The following is an 18,632-nucleotide window of genomic DNA, read 5'->3' as shown; positions in this document are numbered from 1 at the left end:
CCGAGTCCCCTACGGCACGGTCTCGGCCGATCCTCCGGGAATGCCGTTGTTCGGACCAGACCGAATCACGTCGATCCGCCGCCGGGTGAGGAGCCAGGCTGTGGCTGCTCCCGATCGCGGAGGTCGGGAGGCGGGGGAGCGGGGGAACGCGCGCCCGCGGGCCGGTCCCGCGGGCGCGCGACCGCTTCGGCCGTCGCGTCCGCGCACCATGGCGGGAAGGGCATCGGCGTATGTTCAGGAAGCTGATGGCGAGCGGAGCGGCGATCGCCGCGGTCGGCATGGGCCCGGCCGTCGGATCGGCCATGTCGGCGGCGGCGGACGCGTGTCCGTCCGGCGCCCTGTGCGCGTACCGGTACTCGTGACGCTGCGCGCCTTCGGTTACGACCCCGAGGGCATCCCCGAACACCGCGCGTGGCTCGCCGGGTGATCGACACCGAGGACGGCAAGCGGTACGGCTCCCTGCCCTTCGTGGGGCGGTGAGCCGGCGGACCGGCCCGCCACTTCGGCGGGGACCTCCTGGGCTGTGCCCGGTCGAGGACTTCGACGGGGCGCAGTCTTCATCGCTGCGGTGCGGCCATGGTTCCGCCGCGGAGGACGGCTCGTCGGCTGACGGGTGCGCGATGGCCGTCGGGGTGGCCGCCGCCCTGCTGGCGGCAGCGGCAGGGGAGGAGGACCTGGCGGTCAAGTTGCCGGCCGGGCGGGCCTCGGGTTCACATCAGTGCACCGGCCGTCCTGACGGCGCAGTTCTTGGTGGTCTCCCAAACGTCGGTGACCACCTCCTCCAGAACCTTCCCCGGGTCCTGCTCCAGGACGTTGACCACGTCGTTCCAGGAACGGATGCCGAAGTTCAGTTCCGCGCTGGTGGAGACGAGCGTGGTGTCGAGGGCGCGCAGCGAGAAGGCGCCGCTGAGCCGGACCATCGCCCCCGTGGTGACGTCGACCTCGATCTCGCCTCTCACGTGCACCCCGACCAGCAGGCCGACGCCCAGCGGAATCCCCGCGATCCGGGCGTCACGGGGCAGGGTGATGTCGAAGCCGAGGTCGACCCGGGCACTGGCCTTCAGCCCCTGCTCGTTGAGGCGGCAGCGGACCGCCACCCGGGCGGTGACGATGTCCACGGCGAGGTCGAAGGCGAAGCCGCCCTGCGCCAGCAGAGCCTCGACGGCGAGGACGCGGTGCCCGAGCAGGGAAAGGCTGCCGGAGAGGTAGAAGAGCTTGTCAGGCAACCGAAGTTGCCTGAGGTCTCCGGTGTCGAGCAGGAACTGCGGGCCTTGGGTACCGTCGCTGCCGGCGAACGTGAAGACGCCGCCCAGTTCGATGGGGTGCCGTACCTGGCTGCAGACGTAGAGCCTCGTGGGCTCGATGCGTACCTGGAACTCCCAGGCGTCGGAGCCGAGAGAGATGTCGCCCCTGGCGTAGAAGCCCGGCTCCCAGTGCTGCCCGGTCGCCCGGTTGGTCCAGCCGTCCGGATCGGAGACGGCGCACAGGAGGAGTTCCCGGACGACCACCGTGTCCAGCGGGTCCAGGGCGGACGGCGGATCGGCTGCGACGATCTTGACCAGGTCGAGGATCGTCACCCCGCGCTTTCGGGACGTCGCGGCCAGCGAGAAGTAGAAGGCGCTGATCGACGGCGGGTTGCCGATCCTGCCGTGCACCGACAGTTCGAGGGACGCCGGTCCGATGTCGACGGAGCCGCCGCCGCCCAGGGTGAACCCGTTGAGGGCGCTGTAGGCCATCTCCAGGTAGAAGTACGCGATGTCGAAGCCGTCGATACCGAAGGCGTTCCGCCATGTGGGCCGCTGCTCCGCCGGCGGCACCGCGGGCACGGCCGGGAGCGTCCCGCCGGTGCGGGGGAGGGCGGCTTCGGCACGCGCGGGGCCCGCTTCGACTGTCCGGGTCAGCAGGATGTGCCCGGGTCGGTCGAGCATGACCGCGGACAGCTGACCGGGCGCGAGCTGCCCGGCCACGCCCGGGCCGCCGGTTTCGTCGGCCTTGAGGACCAGGCCGAGGCTCAGGAGCCAGCCCGTGGCGGCCTTCTCCACCGCCCCCTCGACGACGAACCGCAGGGTGGTCCCGGACGGTGACCCGAGGCCGGAGACATCGAGGGAGAAGATGGTGGAGAGCCCGATCTTCAGCTTCTTGGGAACGATGGTCAGATTCAGGGAGCCGAAGCCCTCACCGGTGTCCTCTTTGCCGATGGCGGCGGTGAACTCCGAGTCGGCGATCGGGCGGGCGAGTCGTGCGCTGAGCCGGATGCCCTCGGTGCCAGGGAAGATCTCTCCCAGGAAAGCGAGCGATTCACCCCAGCCGACCTCGCTGAAGAAGGTCAGGCCGCGGTCCAGCTTCTCGGGCAGGGTGTCGGGCAGCTTCGCGCCGGCTTCCAGGGTGACACCGTCCGCGGTGCAGATGGCCAGGCCCGACTTGCGGAAGGAGAGGTCGCCGAGGATGCCGAGGACGTCTCCCCAGCCCTCGACGTCCTTGGGCGACCACGACCAGTCCTGCTGCCAGAGGGCGGCGGCGAAGAAGGTGCCGTCGGCGGATCGGCCGGCCTTGCCGGTGAGCGTCACGGAGCGCTGGGTGCCGGTTCCGAAGGCGACGGTCGTGGACAGGCCGAGTTCGTAGTGCACGTCCGCAGCTGGTTGACCGGCCACGGCCTTGCTCGCGCTCAGCGTGGCTCGGGAACCCTTGAGCAAGACAGCCGGAGTCCCGTCGGGCAGGTCGAGCGGGCAGGACAGGCGGTCGAGCAACTCGGTGAGTTCGATGTCGGGGAGCCTCCCCTCCAAAGCGAAGGGCCTCGGGTGGGTCCAGGCCGCCGTGAAGTCGACGGTCTTGTCGCTGCCCTTGCGGCCGAGTTTCGCGGTGGCCGACACCTTGCTCGTGACGTCGTGAGTGGAGTCCGGGCGGTCCGTCGGTTCCTTCGCGGCTCCCTCCTTGCCCTTCTCTCTTTCCTTCTCGTCCTTCTCCTCCTTTCCCTCCTGCTCATCCTTTTTCTTCTTCTTCCGATCGAGCTTGAGCTCGGCGCCGGTGAGCGTCACTTCGGCCGCGCCCAGCGGGAGGGACCACGAGGTGGCGACCTTGGCCGTGAGGGAGTACTCGCCCTCCTTGGGGGTGGCGGATGCGCTGAACCCGCTCAGCGTCAGGTCGGGGAGGCCGGCCGGCGCATTGAGCTGGAAGGCCTTGAGGACGTCGGTGAGCTTGGCGGTGGTGTCCTTGTCCTGGGTGAGCCGGAAGGTGCCGGGCGGGATGAGGGCGCTGGCGGTCATCCGGAGCGCCGGGGTGACGGTGAAGGTGCCGTACCCGGTCACGGTGGCGCCTGGCTTGCGCGTCAGCGGTCGGGTGACGGTGAGCTTGGCGCCCACTTCGGTCACCTTGACGGACTCCGCCACCGGCCAGGCGACCGTGGGCCTGGCGGCGGCCTTGACGGTGACCTCGGTGACCGCCTCCTTCAACCCTTCGTCGAGCTTCTCCGGATCGATGACGAGGCCGAGTTCGGTGAGCAGCACGGTGTCGCCCAGCTCGAAGCCCTGGCCCGTCAGTTGCCGCATCGCACTTCCACTGCCGTCCCAGGACGCCAGGACGGCTGCCGGCAGGTGCGCGCCGGGCAGCACCTCCGCGGCGAAGGCCACCTTGTCGTTCCCGGAGGGCAGCGGCGCGCTGACCGTCGCCGTCATGCCCCGGTCGAGTGTGAGGTCGGCTCGCAGGCACACCGGGTGGGTCACCGTACTGGTGCCGTCGTCGGCGGTGATGGTGCGTGAGCCGGCCCACAGGAAGAAGGACGCCCCCAGCACCCCGGCACTCCGCGCCGGCGATGTCAGCGTGATCTGGGCCCGGCGCTTGTTCTCGGGACCGGAAGTGCGGGTGACGGGACCCGAGAGTGCGAGAGTGCCCTGGGCGAGGGTGAGCAGCTCGCCGAGCCATTCCGGTGCGTCCGGCTTCGTCACCCCGGCGCCGTGGAAGGTCAGCCCCGGCAGCAGGGGCGGTCGCCCGTCAGCCGCCGGCCGGACGGTGGAGCTGAGGAGGAACTCCGGTTCCCTGGTGAAGGCGAGCCGGGCCAGGTCGCTGTCCTTGGTCTCCGGGAAGGAGGCGGGGAATGTCCACGTAGTGGGGAGCGTGAAGGGGAGGTAGAGCGAGGGCCGCTGGTCGGCGGGGTCGAGACCGATCTCGATACCGGTGACCGGCCGGCCGGTCACTCCGAGCAGGTCGGTGGTTCCGTCCAGGACGACGGTCCCGTCGGGGCGGGCGTTGCGTGTCACCCCGGTGACGGTGAGGGCGCCGCCGAGCCATTCGGACACCAGCGGCGCAGCGGCAGCGCCGAAGTCGTCGCTGGTGAGCTTGACGCTGTCGGCTGTGGTGCGCTGGGTGACGAGGGCGTTCAGTTCCTGTACGTGCATGGGGGGATCCCGGAGGGTATGCCGCGGAGCGCGGCGGGCGGAAGGTGGTGGTGGGGGCGGCGGGGGTAGGCCGCACACCTGCCCGGCGCAGGGCTATTGCGTGAGGTTGGCGGCGATGATGTCGCGGGTGGCGGCGGTCAGGCCGGCGGCGATCGCGTCCTTCCGGGCGGTCGCCCGCGCGCGGATCTCCTGGAGGATCTTCGCCTTGACATCAACGGAGTTGAACAGCGTGCGGATCACCTCCCGGAAGACGTCGCCGGTGGCCACGTCCACGGTCAGCTCCCCGGGGGAGAGCTCCAGGTCGAGCGAGCGTACGGAGATCTGCAGGACGTCGGCGTCGGGACCGTCGAAGACCAGTCCCATCAGCAGCGAGGGCCGCAGGACGGTTGCCGTGATGTCTCCTTGGATGACGTCGTCCTCGTCCTCGTCCTCGTCCTCGTCGTCCGGCGGGAAGGCCGCCTCGAACCGGCCGCTGAGGAGCAGCGGGGGCTCGGGCACCCGGTGCGGCGAGCCGTCCGGGCCGCGTGTGCCCGGGATGTCGGGCCGGCCGGCGATACGGCCGAACCTCAGCCCCACGTCGATACCGCCGGCCGTCAGTCGCGCGTCCTCCGGCGGGATCAGCACGTTGGGGATGCCCTCGACGGTGATGTCGTGCAGGCGGACGCTGCTCAGCTCGATGTCGTCGATGGACTGCTCGCCGAGATCGAGGCTCGCGATCCGGAGGGGGGCGAGTCCGGGGTCCTGCACGGAGTGGACGACAGCCGGCGGGTAGAAGTCGGACGAAGGCGAGTTCACCGCGTACCTCACGCGGTCGAACAGGTACTGCTCCACCGGCTCCGCTCCGGCGTCGGACTCCCCGGTGGGCAGGGCGCCGTCCGGTACGGGACCCAGTACCCCGTCGAGCACCGCGGCGAGCTGCTGGGTGACGGTGGCGGAGAGTTCGTCGCGCTGGGCGGGGTCCGAGAGGGCGTCCTGCAGCGCGACGCGGAACGCGGCCTCCGCGTCGGGGCTGTTGATCGCGTCCATGGCGGCCCGCTTCCAACGCCGGATGTCTCTCGGAGTGGCCCGCTCGTCCTCGATGGTCAGATCCTCCTCGGCCAGTGAGAACGCGGGGGTGCTGCCGGCTGCGACGTCAATGGATTCGATCCGGGCCGCCAGGGTGCGGCCGGGCCCGCTGCCCGGAACACTGAGCGTGACCCCGACGTCGAACGCGAGGCCCCGGACGGTGAGTTCGACCTTTCCGCGCCCCTGCACCACCTGCTTCGGCCAGCTGACGCCCTCCAGGCCGCCTACCACCGTCGTCGTCGGGGGCAGCGGGCCGGTGGAGCCGTCCACGGGGTCGTCGGCGGCGACGACTTCCTGGCTCAGCAGATAGCGGGTGACGATCCTGATCCGGTTGCGGCCCTTCCACTCACCGGTGTCGTAGGTCCCCAACTCGATGCGGACCGTTCCCCGGTAGCCGTCGGCGGTCTTGATGAGCCCGGTGAGCTCTCGCACAGCGGCGTTGGGGAGGTGGTGGACTTCGACGGGGGAGAAGGACAGCACGGGCAGCGGGCTGTCCCTGCTCGGGCGGGCGGTGAAGGCATCCAGGTCGTCGGGGAGGTCCCGCAGCTCCGGCGGTACTTCCCGGTCGGCTTCCACCAGCATGTTCCGGCGGTCCAGGGCGACCTCGTGGGCCGCTGTGACCTCGTCCCACCAGCCGTCCGCGATGGTGGCGCCCACCGTTCCGCCGTGCTTGCCCCCGACCGTGCCGAGCTCCCACTTCGGAGCCCGCAGCGGCGTCAGGGTGCCCCCGTCCGGTGTCTGCACGCCCTTGAGCAAGGTCGGCAGCCAGTATCGGCTGTCGGGATTGTTCAACCGCTTCTTCATGGTGGTGTAGACGAAGCTGATGAGGGTGGTTCCCACGGTGACTCCCTGGAGACGGGCTCGGGGGTGCCGGGCTGCCGGAGGCAGCCGACCGGAAAGAGCGTCGGGCGGGCAGGGTGGCGGTGCTCCGCTCACGGGGACCGGTCCACCACGTGCAGGGTCAGATCGTGCAGGGCCCGGCGATACCGGTTGTCCGGGAAGGGGCGCAGGAACTCCAGGGCGTCGAGCGCCTGGGCGCGGGCATCCGCGTAGGCACGGGCGAAGCCGCCGGTGGCACGGACCTGCGCGAGGGCCCGGGCCAGCGCCGGCGGGTCGGCGGGTTCACCGCGCATGATCCGGCTGACCCGGTGGGCGGGCCCCAGCTCCGCCATGGCGTAGATCAGCGGCAGCGAGGCCCGGCCGCACAGCAGGTCCACCCCGCACGGTTTGCCGGACGCGTCCTCGGCCCGGGCGAGATCGAACAGGTCGTCCATGACCTGGAAGGCGCGGCCGACTCCGCGTCCGTAGAAGCCGGCCCGGCGGGCATCGCTGCTGTGCCCGTCGGCCAGGACCACCCCGGACTCGGCGGCCAGCCCGAACAAAACGGCCGTCTTGCGGTCGGCGGTCTGCCAGTAGCGTTCCACCAGGGCGGCAGGCTCCAGGGCGAGGTCGGTGCGCAGCTCATCCATCTCGCCGCGGCAGGTGTCGAACGCGCTGTCCAGCACCAGCTTGACCAGCGCCATGTCGCTGTCCCGGTCGATGGCGTCAACGAAACCGCGGACCGCCTGGACGAACTGGAGGTCGCCGATGATCACCGCCGTGCCCGGCCCGCGCGCGGCGTTCACCGACGGCATCCCCCTGCGCAGCATCGAGCCGTCCACCACGTCGTCGTGGATGAGGGTGGCGACGTGCAGCATCTCCAGCGAGACGGCGCCCTGGAGCACCTTGTCCGGCAGCGGGGCCGGTCCGTGCACCATACGGGCGGCAAGCAGCAGAATCGCCGGGCGAAGTCTCTTGCCCCGCCGGTAGATGGTGTACTCCGCGTCACTGAGGTATTCCTGCTGGGGCTCCAGCGCCGCTTCGAGGACCGCTTCGTAGCGGATCAGGTCCTCAGCCAGCAACTCCGCCCAGACGGTTCGGGCCACGTCCTCGGGGGCCGTACGACTATCGAGGATGAGCACGGGTCAGGCCTCTTGGGCGGGCAGAGCGTATCCGGGCAGGGCGGTGAGGGCGCTGTAGCGCAGTGCCTCCGCCGTGGAATCGTGCAGCAGTCCGAGGACGAAGGTCATCCCAGCGAGGCGTTCTTTCGCCACCTCCCCGGCGTTGCCCTCCCAGTGCTCGTCCTGCACGTCGAGGCCGAATTCCGGGAGGGCGACCTCGACATCCTCCGGATCGGTGGGGAAGCTGCCCGGCCCGTCGGGCAGTCGCAGGGTGATCCGCACGTCCTGGAGCCGGGCCGAGAGCCGCCCCATGTGCAGGGTGTTGTCGGCAGGGTCGGCCTCGGCGGCCTCCTGCTGGTAGAAAGCCCGGTGGAAGCAGTCGATGACCTCGTGGTCCTGCGCGGTCAGTTCCACCCAGCCGTCGGGTGTTGTCCCGGCGACCTCGCCGGGCCGCCCCCGCGGCAGGATCTCCTCCGGAGCCGCGGGCAGCCGGTAGCGCGCCATCGCCCCCGGGGGCGGCGGCGTCACCGTGCCCGGGTGGTCCTCGACCTCCTGGTAGATCTGCTGCTGGGTCAAGGGCGCCACGTTGTTGCCGCCGCTCCCCATCTGCTGGATCTCATGGGTGAAGGACTCGGCGGCGGCAGCCGCCGCGTCGTAGCGTGCGGCGGTCTCGGCGTCGTTGCGCTTCTCCGCCAGCGCGGCCTTCCGGTCGAGAGCCGTGACCAGAGCGGTCCGCTGACGCCAGGCATGGGCGTTGAAGGTGATGTCGGGGTTCTCCGGGTCCCGCCACTCGTTGACCGGTTGCTGTTCACCGGGGGAAGTGCCGGGGTCGGTGACGGAGTAGGTGTGCTCCCCCATACGGCGGGTGACACCGCCGCTCCGCCAGATGCCTCGCAGGGTTTTGCCGGCGACGTCGTTACCGGCGAAGACCTCGCAGTACGCGTCGTTGTGCTTGCCGTACTCGACCAGCAGCTTCCGGCCGTTCTCCGTCGTCATCAGGGTGTCGCGGTGGGCGCGGGCCCGCGCGTGCCACCGTTCCTGGCTCTCTTCGGGAGGGGGTGTGTGGGTGGCGGGCGCGGCGGCGAATGTCGGCTGCTGCTGCTCGGGGGTCAGCGGCTGGAAGGGGTTGCCGCCGGCGTCGATGTCGCTGATCGCGTCCGGCCGGGCGTCGAGCGCGTATCGGCCGGTCAGGGACAGGGCCGGGATGCGGTACGTGACCTTGGTGATCCCGCCCAGGACTTCGGTGCCCTCCGGTTCCGGTGCTCCCAGGGGACGCAGGGTGAGGTCACCGAAGCGGATACTCAGGGCGCCGGTGTCGTAAGAGACTGTGTCGATGTCGGCCGTGTCCACGCCGCGGGCCAGTGGGAAGCCGGGCGTGTCGGGAAGGCGGACGGGTTCGGCGGCGTAGGGCTCGCCGTCGGTCTGCGGATCGTTCATTGGGGAGGGGGCTCCGGGGAGGTGGGTGACAGGGGGTGGGTCAGGAGACGGAGGCGGTGCCGCTGATCATGAGCATCCCGTTGTGGGAGCCCAGTTCGGGCTGTTCGAGCCGCACCTTCACCTCGGTGTCACCGGCGGGGAAGGACGTTTCCAGGGGCCGATCGAGCGGCACGTCGAAAGTCCGGCCTTCGAAGAAGTTCCTGACCGCCGACGCGGCTGGTGCTGCCAGACCCGCGATCTGGTCCGCCACGAGTTTCGCGTTGTCGTTCGACGGGCTCAGGCGGACGGCGGAGAGGGTCAGCTTCGTCACCTCGACCGTCAACTTCTCGTCGGACACGTCGACAGCCCGGACGGTGACCGTCGGGGGGTCGGGCTCGGTGCTTGCTGAGAAGCTCATGAAGGCCATGGACGGTCCTGTCTTTTCGGAGGGCTTGTTCAGGCCAGCCTGGGCGTGGCCGTGAACCTGAGCATGCCGCCGCGGCTGCTCAGGGACGGGCCGTCCAGGCGGAGGGTGAGCTGCTGGCCGTTCACGTGCAGCGGCGGCGGCGCGGGGAGGGGCAACAGGTCGAAGGACTGGTCCTGGAGCATCCGGTGGCCGACCGCGGGCAGCAGGACCGCGAGGGTCTGGGCCACGGGCCAGGCGACCCCGGAGAGGATCAGTTCACCGACATTGCCCACGGGGCGGAGGGCGGCGACGAAGGGCGGTACGCCTTCCAGCGTCGCCCGGATCGCGGTGCCGGACAGGCTCAGCCGTACGCGCACCCGCAGCGGTGCGGGAGCGACGGAGGCGTCGTAGGAGATGCCGATGTCAGCCATGGGACTCCATGAGGGGGGGGCGGGTGCGGAGGGTCGGGTGTGCCGTCACCAGGGGAAGAGATCGCGGATGCGCTTGGCGGCGCGGTTCAGGGCCTCCCCGATGTCCGGGAAGAGGTCCACACCGGCCTCGGCGTGGACCGACAGGGAGATGTCGATGTCCAAGTCCAGCGGACGGCCGGTGACACTGGCCGCGGCGGCGTCCACCCGCACCCGGCCTTGGTACGTGGCCCGTCCGATCCCGAAGCCGGAGCTTCCGCGGGTGGACTCGGACCGGCCGACCAGGTCGGCGGCGGCGGTGCGAGCCGCGCGCTGGAGGGCGAAGGGCGACAGCAGTACCTCGAACGCGGGAGCCCGCGGGAACAGCACGGCCGGGTCGGGAACCCCGGCCGGGGACCGGTCGGCGGTGTTCGCGGCGCCCACCACCATGCCGGCGCCGACGGCGAGGGCGAAGTCGCCGAAGGAGAGCCCCGCCAGGTGGATCCGGGGCAGCGCGGCCCCGGCCAGCAGAGCCGGCGCGGCCTGGAGCGCCTTGGGTACCACGATGTGCCGGTACACCGCCCGATCGTTGGGATCGGGGACGTTCCGCAGGTCCACCTCGACGCCCAGCGGGGTGAAGACGAGCGTCCCGGACCGGGCGGCGAGCGTGCAGATGACCTTCACCGACCGGGTGGCCCGCTTGATGCCGGGGCCGCTGACGGTCAGTTCGGGCACCAGCACCGTGAACGCTCCTGCCACCCTGCGGGGTGGGACGCCGCGCGGGCCGATCGCCGCCCGCCACTCCTCGCCGGTGGGCTCGTCCAGGGAGAACACCGGCGGTTTCCCGAACGACCAGTCGAGCGGGACGGTCCGGTCGCCCGCGGGCACGTGAAGCGTGCCGGTCAGCAGACTGTCACGCAGGCCAGGGCGGGAAGCCAGGCTGGTGAGAAGGCCGTTGAGGGCGTCCTGTCCGAGGGCCACCACGAGATCGCATCCGGTCACGTCGTCATGCCCCGTCACATGTTCTGGGTGGCCTCGACGAGCGCGCAGCCCTCATCGGTGTCACTGGCGAAGAGTTTCACGGCGCCTTTCCAGGAAAGGTCCACACCGGCGGAGAGCCGGGTCGGGTCCTGGACCTCGACCCTCAGGTCCTTGAGCCCCCGGAAATGCGCTTCGAGCGTGACATCGGCCATCCCCAGCAGCGTCTCCTTGGCATAGACGACGGCCTCCTGCTTCTTCGCCTCCTGCTGCGCCGCCGCGCGGACGAGTGTTGTCATGAGCGCGGGGCTGACCAGGCAGAAGACCTCCTTGCCCGGCGGCCAGCCGATGGCGGGGACGGAGACAGCCCCCGGCTGCGACGAGGTGGCGAAGACCAGATACCTGTCGGTGACGTCCACGAGAACGGGCGTGAGGTTCACCTGCTGGCCGAAGAGGTCTTGGGCGGGGAGCCTGAGCCCCTTCAGCAGGCCACTGCCCAGTTTGAGCAGCCTGGGGACGAGGATCTGCCGAAGGACTGCGCGGTCGTTGCCGTCGGCAGGGGGAGTCTCCATCCACACCCCCAGCAGCTCCACCTGTACGGCACCGTCGACGACCAGTAGCCGGGCGGGCACCGCCACGCTGCTGCTCAGCTCACTGAGCGTGCCACCGTTCGAGGCCAGACTGAACCACAGCTGCGGCATCACCAGTTGGACCACACCGGAGGGGGGCAGCGCGCTGACGCCCTTCTGCTTCCAGGTCTTCTTCCAGCGCGCGGCGTCGGGAGCGCCCAGGGAGATCCTCGGCGGCTCCTGGAGGTCCCAGCTGACGGAGTACCGGACGTCGGAAACGACTTCCGTGTGGTCGCCCTTCAGTAGCCCCCGGTGGCCGGCGTGCAGCTGCTTCAGCCCAGCGTCCAGGGACCCCGAGGAGACTCCGACGGCGAGATCGAATGCGGGGGCGGTCATATGTGGATCTTGCCAGGCGAATGTGCCGCTACCTGCTCATTCCCACTCCTTTCACCCGGACGGGGAGTCGCGGCCCGACCCGCGCGAGCCGGGGTCGTGCGCCCACTCGGCGCGGCGTAGCCCCGTCCGCTGCGTCTACCTCGGACGGCGAGCACGCTTCGGCGGGGAAGGGGAGCAGACCGAACTGACCGTCTCGGGCCTGAGCGCACAGGTGATGGCCCGGGTCATGGCCGGACGACCGTTCCGCACTGCGGACCGTCGCCCGCCGGGAGCTGTGGCTCGCCGGACGCGACGCCGCCTGCCAGCAGTGGAGCGACCTCGCGCAGGCCGTGCGGATCGCCCAGCGAGCCGCCGCGGGCCGGCGGCAGGCGACGAAGCCGGCCGACCTCAGGAAGCGGGCGTTTCGCTCCGCCTCGTGAGCTGGATGCCGGGTGATCGCCTGGAACCTCGGCCGGACTGACCGGCCGTCACCCGTGAGCGGGCGGGACCGCCGAGAGCATCTCGACGGCCGCCTGTTCGACGTCGGCCTCGGAGACGAGGACCAACTGGGCCGCCTTCCCGAGCGGGATGAAGCTGTCCGCGCTCGCGACCCGGCGGATCGCGCCGGTGAATCCGGCATCGACCAGGGCGGTGACGACTCCCTCGGACACGCCTCCCGTACGGCGGGTCTCGTCGACCACGAGGACGCGTCCCGTCGCGCTGGCCTCGCGCAGCAGGTCCTCGACCGGCAGAGGCGCCAGCCAGCGCAGGTCGACGATCCGGCACGCGATGCCCCGCTGCTCCAGCAGGCGCGCGGCCCGCAGCGAGAGGGGCAGGCCGTTGCCGAAGGTGACGAGGGTCAGGTCCGCGCCCGTGCCGTACGTGCGAGCCCGGCCGATCGGTACGTGCTCCCCGGCCGGCGGGTACCCGGCGAGCCAGGCGTTGTCCCCGTCCGTGTGGAGATCGCGCGTGTGGTAGAGCGCGATCGGTTCGAGGAAGACGCTGACCGTTCCGTCCACCTTCGCGGCCGCCACACAGGTGCGCAGCATCGCGGCGGCGTCATCGGGACGGGACGGGGAGGCGATGACGAGACCGGGAATGTCCCGCAGGACGCCCAGCGCGTTGTCGTTGTGGAAGTGACCGCCGAACCCGCGCTGGTAGCCGTAGCCGGCGATACGGACCACCAGCGGGTTGGCGTACTGGCCCTGGGAGAAGAAGCGCAACGTGGCGGCCTCGCCGCGCAGTTGGTCCTCGGCGTTGTGCAGGTACGCGAGGTACTGGATCTCCGGCACCGGCAGCAGCCCGGACAGGCCCGCCCCCAACGCGAGGCCCAGGATGGCCTGTTCGTCGAGCAGGGTGTCGAAGACCCGAGCCGTGCCGAAGCGCCGCTGCAGCCCCCGGGTGAGTCCGTAGACCCCGCCCTTGCGGCCGACGTCCTCGCCGAAGACGACCATCTCCGGGTGGCTGCCGAGCAGATCGGCGAGGGTGTGGGTGATGGCCTGGGCGACGGTGACGGGCTCGCCCACGGCCACCGCGGGCCGGTCGCTCGTACGGCGTGCCGCGGCCGCCACGAGGTCGGGACGGCGGGGGGCGATGGGCGCGGCGATCTGCGCGGCGGTGGTCAGGGGCTCGCTCTCCAGGGACTCCTTGGCCAGGGCGAACACCCGTCCGCCCACCTCGTCGTAGCGGTCGAGGATCTGCCGCGGGGTGAGGACGCCGGTCGCCGTGAGCAGCCGGGCGGTGGCCACCAGGGGGTCGCGTTCCAGATCCGCGGCGACGTCGGACGGCATTCGGTAGGCGGCTTCGGCGTCCGAGCCCGCATGGCCGAGGAAGCGCACCATCGACAGGTGCAGGAAGGCCGGTTGCCGGCTCCTGCGTACATGGGCCACCGCCTCGCGGGCGGTGGCGAAGGCGGCGGACGGATCGCACCCGTCCGCGGCGAAGTAGGCGAGGCCGGGACGGTCGCCGTAGGCGCGGCGCACCCAGTCGTGCGGTGTCGGCACGCTGATGCCCAGGCCGTTGTCCTCGCAGACGAACAGGATCGGCATGGGCAGGCCCTGGTAGGCCGCGTGGCAGGCGCTGTTGATGGCGCCCGCCGCCGTGGAGTGGTTGACCGACGCGTCACCGAAGGAGCAGCAGACGACGGCGTCGCCGGGCCAGGCGCACTCGGCGCCGAGCCGCTTGGCGCGGGCGATGCTCCAGGCCACCCCGACCGCCCGGGGCAGATGGGAGGCGATGGTCGACGTCTGCGGGATGACGGCCAGTTCGCGGCGCCCGTACACCTTGTGCCGGCCACCGGCGATCGGCTCGTCGGCGCCCGCGGCGACGCCCAGCAGCATGTCCCTGACCGCGTCGACGTCGCCGGCCTGCCGTGCGCGGGCGCAGTAGAAGGCGCCGGAGCGGTAGTGCAGCAGTGCCGGGTCGGTCGGGCGCAGCGCGAGGGCGACTGCGGCGTTGCCTTCGTGCCCGCTCGATCCGATGGTGTAGTAGCCGCGGCCCTGTTGCTGCATCCAGCGCGCGGCGGCGTCGGTGTGCCGGCTCTCCAGCTGGGCGTCGAACAGGTCCAGCGCGGTACGGCTGTCCAGCGGCCCCGCGGCCCGGGCGGCGGACGGCGGACCGGCCACCGCCTCGCGGAAGTGCCGGTCCAGGTCCTCGACGCCGCTCACAGGCGGAAGGACAGGTCGGGTTCGAGCGTGGCCACGTCCATCTGCGCCTTCTGCAGGCGCCCGGAGTGGTCCCAGTTCATCGACTGCCAGCGGGTGAACTGGTCGAGCACCCACTGCCCCGACTGCCGGGAGCCGTTGCCCGACTTGCCGTTGCCGCCGAACGGGAGGTGCGCCTCGGCTCCGGAGGTGGTGTTGTTGACGCTGACCATGCCCGCTGAGATGCCGCGCCGGTACGTCCACACCTCGTGCGGATCGGTGGTGTAGATCGCGGCGGAGAGCCCGTAGCCGTGGGCGTTGGCCAGTTCGAGGGCCTCGTCGAAGTCCCGGTAGGTGGTCACCCCGACGATGGGGCCGAATGTCTCGTTGAGGAACAGGTCGTCGTCGCGGCGCACTCCGTCGACGATCACCGGGTGGTAGAACATGCCCCCCTCGGGGTCCCCCACGAAGCCCTTGCGCGGGTTGTCGGCCGTGATCCGCCCGACGCCGTCGGAGCCGTACGTCCGGTGGTGGTCCTTGATCCAGCCGAGGAAGGTCTCGTAGCGCTGGGCGAAACGCTCGTCGAGCATCGGGCCGTACAGAACGTCCTCGAACGCGTCGCCGATGCGGGCCGCGCGGCTCGCCGCGTCGAAGCGGGCGAGGAAGTCCTCGTGCACCGACTCGTGCACGATGAGCGTTCCGAGGGAGGTGCAGCGCTGTCCGGCGGTGCCGAATCCGGAGAACAACGCCCCCTCGACCGCCAGGTCGAGGTCGGCGCTCGGGGTCACGACCTGCGGGTTCTTGCCGCCGAGCTCCAGGCAGGGGGTCTGCAGGTGACGTCCGCACAGGGCGCCGATCTTCTGGCCCACGGCGGTCGATCCGGTGAAGCCGACCTTGTCGACCAGACCGGCGTCGAGGGAGGCCTCCAGACCGGCGTACGTCTGCTCCCCGTCGGCGAGTACGAGGTTGAGGACGCCGTCGGGCAGGCCGCCTCCGCGTACGAAGAGCTCGAAGAGGGCGTGGGCGCTCGCGGCGGCGTACTCGGCGGGCTTCCACACCACGGTGTTGCCCGTCACGAGCGCCGGTACGAGGTACCAGGCCGGCACGGCGACCGGGAAGTTGCCGGCGGTGACCACGGCGACCGTGCCCATGGGGTTGCGGAAGGTGAACAGCTGCTTGTCGGGCATCTCCGAGGGCACGGTCTGCCCGTACAGCCGACGCCCCTCGCCCAGGAAGAAGTCGCAGGTGTCGATGATCTCCTGGACCTCGCCGAGGGCCTCGGCCAGCGGCTTGCCGATCTCTTCGGTGACGATGCGGGCGAGGCGGTCCTTGTTGGCCTCGACAAGTCGGCCGATCTTGCCGATCGCGGATCCGCGCACGGGCGCCGGGATGTCGGCCCACGCCCGCTGAGCCGCCTTCGCGGCCCTGGCGGCCTCGGTGAACGTCGAGGCGTCCCCGAGGGAGACCTCGCTGACCAGCTCGGCGGTACGGCCGGGATTGGGGCGCTGAAGAGTCCCGCCGGGAGCGCCGGCGACCGGGTGGCCGGCAACGATCGAGACGACGGAACGGGCCATGGCTGGGCTCCTTGTCGGCTGGTGCGGATCAGTCGGTGATACGGATACGGCTCAGCGCAGGCCGGCGAGGACTCGGTCGAGGCCCCGCAGGGCCACCCCGAGTTCGTCCCGGGTGATGGACAGGGCGGGGCGGAAACGCACGGAACGCTCACCGCAGGGCAAGGCGATCACCTGTTCCTCGGTCCGCAGCCGGCCTACGACTTCGTCACGCACGCCGGTGTCGGACAGATCGATGGCGCACATCAGCCCGCGCCCCCTGGAGTTGCCCGTCATCGGTGCATGCCGGACCTCCAGATCACGCAGTTCGGCCAGGAACCACGATCCCATGGCAGCGGCATGGGCCACCAGATCGTCCCGTTCGATGATCTCCAGGATCCGGCGTGCCCGGACCATGTCGACCAGCCCGCCGCCCCAGGTGGAGTTGATCCGGCCGGAGACCCGGAAGACGTTGTCGGGCACCTGCTCGACCCGGCGGCCGGCCATGATGCCGCCGAGCTGGACCTTCTTGGCGAAGGCGACGATGTCCGGCTCAAGGCCGAGTTGCTGATAGGCCCAGGTGGTGCCGGTGAGCCCCACCCCGGTCTGCACCTCGTCGAGGACGAACAGGGCGTCGTACTCGTGACAGAGCGCCTGCATCGCCTGAAGGAACTCCGCGCGCATGTGGTTGTCGCCGCCCTCGCCCTGGATCGGCTCGGCGATGAAGCAGGCGATGTCGTGCGGGTTGTCCTCGAACGCGCGCCGCGCCTGGTCGAGGGCCGCTCGCTCGGCCTCCTCGACCTCGGCGAGGTGGCGTTCGAGCGGGAACCGGACCGCGGGTACGTCGATGCGCGGCCAGTCGAACTGCGGGAACCGGGCCGTCTTGGCGGGCTCGGTGTTGGTCAGCGAGAGGGTGTAACCGCTGCGGCCGTGGAACGCGTGCCGGAGGTGGAGCACTTGGGTACCGAGTCCGGGTGAGCGGCCCGCGGCCTCGTTGCGGCGGCTCTTCCAGTCGAACGCCGTCTTGAGCGCGTTCTCCACGGCCAGTGCCCCACCCTCGACGAAGAACAGTCTCGGCAGGTCCGGATCGCCCAGCACCCGGGCGAAGGTCTCCACGAACTCGGCGTAGTGCGTGGTGTAGATGTCGGGGTTGGCGGGCTTGTTCGCCGCGACCTGTGCGAGCAGGGCCATGAACTCCGGATCGTCCGCGATGCCGCGCGCGTTGAGGCCCAGCGGGGCGGACGCGAAGAACGAGTAGAGGTCGAGGAACCTCTCGCCGGTGCGCGCGTCGACGATCCACGAGCCCTGACTGGCGAGCGGGTCGAGCACCAGTTTGTAGCCGTCGGTCAGCACATGGCGACCGAGCCTGTCGTGTACTTCGTCCGGGTGGACCGTCGACGCAGCAGCAACCGTCATGGCGGCACCTACTCTCGATAGCCGTTCGCCGAAGAACTTTCGTCAAGCACGAGGATTGGCGAAAAATACTTTAGGTATGCCAGGGGAGAGTCGCAAGGTTTTGACCGCCGATCGTTGCTCCGGAAGAGGGCCGTCAGGGCAAGGGGTTCGCGCCGTGGATGACCTGCCAACCGGAGGCCAAGCTGCCCGAGGCGAGGTGATGGACACCGTCGCCTCGTAGCGCCACCAAGGCCGTGAGCCCGGTATCGAGTGCCGCCACACGATGCCCGTAGACGACAGCCTGCGTCATCGTCAGGTCGATCGCCTGCTCTGAACCGCCGAGCCGGTCGAAGCGGGCACCGCGGCGCACCGGTCCCCGCAGACACCGCACATGGACGGTGACCTTCTCGAAGGACGCAACGATGACTCGCTCGATCTGCAGTTCTACGCCCGGGCTGCCGGGGCTGCCGGGACTCCCGGGGCTGGGCCTCAGTCGGCTCATCGGCGGAGCCGGGGCGCGAGGGACGCGCGCACGGCCTTGGCCACCTTGCTCGCCGCGGAGCCGTCCGCTCCGTCGGGCTCCGGTTCCAGCGCGTGCTGGAACCGCAACAGGAGCTCGTTGGCCGACCGCCAGAGCGGGACGAACATACCGGCGACCGGTCCGGTGCCGTGGATCGGGCCGCCGGACAGGGCGGTGACCTCCTTGGCCGTCGCGACCGTCGCCGGGTCCCGAAGGATCAGGTGCAGCTCGTCGCCGACCACCCGGATCTCCATCTTGCGCGCGGCGGCCTCCTCCGGATTCGCGTCCGTGGTCGTCTCCGGATCGAGCTCGTCGATCTTGGCGGCGACGGCGTCCGCGTCGACCCCGAGTTCGCTCAGCACCCTGGCCGCCATGCTGTTCTCCGTCCGCAGCAGGGCCTCCAGCAGGTGATGGCTGCCGACCGGCGCGCCACCGGCCAGCGCGCCGGCGGCGGCCACGGTGTCCTCGGTGGCGGGTGTACCGGCCGGCCAGGGCCCGGTCGCGACGTCCTGCGGTGCCTGCACCGAGGCCAGCACGGCGGCACGGATCTTGCCGATCGGGCTGATCCGCTCGGCGAGCATCGTCGCGCCGACGCCCTCACCCTCTTTGACGAGGGCGAGCAGGATGTGTTCCGTGCCGATGTCGGTGTGGTGCAGCTGCTGTGCCTCGCGCAGCGCCAGCTCCAACGTCTTCTTGGCGCCGGGCGCGAACGGGATATGGCCCCTCGGCTCCTGTGTGCCGGGCTTGACGAGCGCGGCGATATCGGCTTCGGCCGTCTCCTTGTCGTACCCGAGCTGCCGCAGCACCTTCGCCGCCGTGCTGTCACTTACGTCGAGCAGCCCCAGCAGGATGTGCTCCGTGCCGATGTGGGTGTGCTTGAGCAGCCTCGCCTCCTCCTGAGCCGTGACGACCGCCTTGCGGGCTTTCACCGTGAACCTCTCGAACGTCATGGCTCCATGCTCTCAGCCCTGTCAATAC

General features: G+C 70.7%; 14 protein-coding genes. 1 reads left to right on the top strand and 13 read right to left on the bottom strand.

The annotated features are described in order from the left end of the window. The first annotated feature begins 230 nt into the window (after positions 1 to 230). Positions 231 to 362: a hypothetical protein gene (locus ACZ5NW_RS28710; RefSeq protein ID WP_468746837.1), complete on the top strand. Its 132-nt coding sequence runs from the start codon at positions 231 to 233 to the stop codon at positions 360 to 362. A gap of 348 nt (positions 363 to 710) precedes the next feature. Here the strand turns inward: ACZ5NW_RS28710 and ACZ5NW_RS28705 are convergent, their stop codons facing one another. The 13 genes from ACZ5NW_RS28705 to ACZ5NW_RS28645 form a co-directional block, all read right to left on the bottom strand. Further along, the gene (locus tag ACZ5NW_RS28705) at positions 711 to 4,391 is read right to left on the bottom strand and encodes a hypothetical protein (protein WP_468746836.1); all 3,681 of its coding nucleotides are present in this window, start codon (positions 4,389 to 4,391) and stop codon (positions 711 to 713) included. Positions 4,392 to 4,484: 93 nt separating this feature from the next. Next, entirely contained in the window at positions 4,485 to 6,296 is a 1,812-nt protein-coding gene (locus ACZ5NW_RS28700; RefSeq protein WP_468746835.1) for a hypothetical protein, read from the bottom strand. A 92-nt stretch (positions 6,297 to 6,388) separates the two neighbouring features. Then, positions 6,389 to 7,417, bottom strand: coding sequence for a polyprenyl synthetase family protein (locus tag ACZ5NW_RS28695; RefSeq protein WP_468746834.1), 1,029 nt, complete (start codon positions 7,415 to 7,417; stop codon positions 6,389 to 6,391). 3 nt (positions 7,418 to 7,420) lie between these two features. Next, the gene (locus tag ACZ5NW_RS28690) at positions 7,421 to 8,833 is read right to left on the bottom strand and encodes a hypothetical protein (protein ID WP_468746833.1); all 1,413 of its coding nucleotides are present in this window, start codon (positions 8,831 to 8,833) and stop codon (positions 7,421 to 7,423) included. 40 nt (positions 8,834 to 8,873) lie between these two features. After that, positions 8,874 to 9,230: a hypothetical protein gene (locus tag ACZ5NW_RS28685; RefSeq protein ID WP_468746832.1), complete on the bottom strand. Its 357-nt coding sequence runs from the start codon at positions 9,228 to 9,230 to the stop codon at positions 8,874 to 8,876. Between the two features lie 38 nt (positions 9,231 to 9,268). Beyond that, complete coding sequence (locus tag ACZ5NW_RS28680) at positions 9,269 to 9,649, bottom strand: hypothetical protein (RefSeq protein WP_468746831.1); 381 nt, start codon at positions 9,647 to 9,649, stop codon at positions 9,269 to 9,271. Between the two features lie 45 nt (positions 9,650 to 9,694). After that, complete coding sequence (locus ACZ5NW_RS28675) at positions 9,695 to 10,645, bottom strand: hypothetical protein (protein ID WP_468746830.1); 951 nt, start codon at positions 10,643 to 10,645, stop codon at positions 9,695 to 9,697. After that, the gene (locus ACZ5NW_RS28670) at positions 10,642 to 11,568 is read right to left on the bottom strand and encodes a hypothetical protein (RefSeq protein WP_468746829.1); all 927 of its coding nucleotides are present in this window, start codon (positions 11,566 to 11,568) and stop codon (positions 10,642 to 10,644) included. Before ACZ5NW_RS28670 ends, ACZ5NW_RS28675 begins: the two co-directional genes overlap by 4 nt. A gap of 467 nt (positions 11,569 to 12,035) precedes the next feature. Then, positions 12,036 to 14,213: a thiamine pyrophosphate-dependent enzyme gene (locus tag ACZ5NW_RS28665; RefSeq protein ID WP_468746828.1), complete on the bottom strand. Its 2,178-nt coding sequence runs from the start codon at positions 14,211 to 14,213 to the stop codon at positions 12,036 to 12,038. Then, the gene (locus ACZ5NW_RS28660; RefSeq protein WP_468746827.1) at positions 14,210 to 15,763 is read right to left on the bottom strand and encodes an aldehyde dehydrogenase family protein; all 1,554 of its coding nucleotides are present in this window, start codon (positions 15,761 to 15,763) and stop codon (positions 14,210 to 14,212) included. The genes ACZ5NW_RS28665 and ACZ5NW_RS28660 overlap by 4 nt, the downstream gene beginning before the upstream one ends. A 51-nt stretch (positions 15,764 to 15,814) precedes the next feature. Further along, positions 15,815 to 17,155, bottom strand: coding sequence for an L-lysine 6-transaminase (gene lat / locus ACZ5NW_RS28655; RefSeq protein ID WP_468746826.1), 1,341 nt, complete (start codon positions 17,153 to 17,155; stop codon positions 15,815 to 15,817). 133 nt (positions 17,156 to 17,288) lie between these two features. Next, positions 17,289 to 17,636, bottom strand: a complete 348-nt coding sequence (locus ACZ5NW_RS28650; RefSeq protein ID WP_468746825.1) for a hypothetical protein — start codon at positions 17,634 to 17,636, stop codon at positions 17,289 to 17,291. Next, complete coding sequence (locus tag ACZ5NW_RS28645) at positions 17,633 to 18,604, bottom strand: Clp protease N-terminal domain-containing protein (protein ID WP_468746824.1); 972 nt, start codon at positions 18,602 to 18,604, stop codon at positions 17,633 to 17,635. The genes ACZ5NW_RS28650 and ACZ5NW_RS28645 overlap by 4 nt, the downstream gene beginning before the upstream one ends. Between the last annotated feature and the right edge of the window lie 28 nt (positions 18,605 to 18,632).

The organism is Streptomyces sp. NPDC032126 (assembly GCF_055580085.1).
This window is presented reverse-complemented; position numbering and strand designations above follow the sequence as displayed.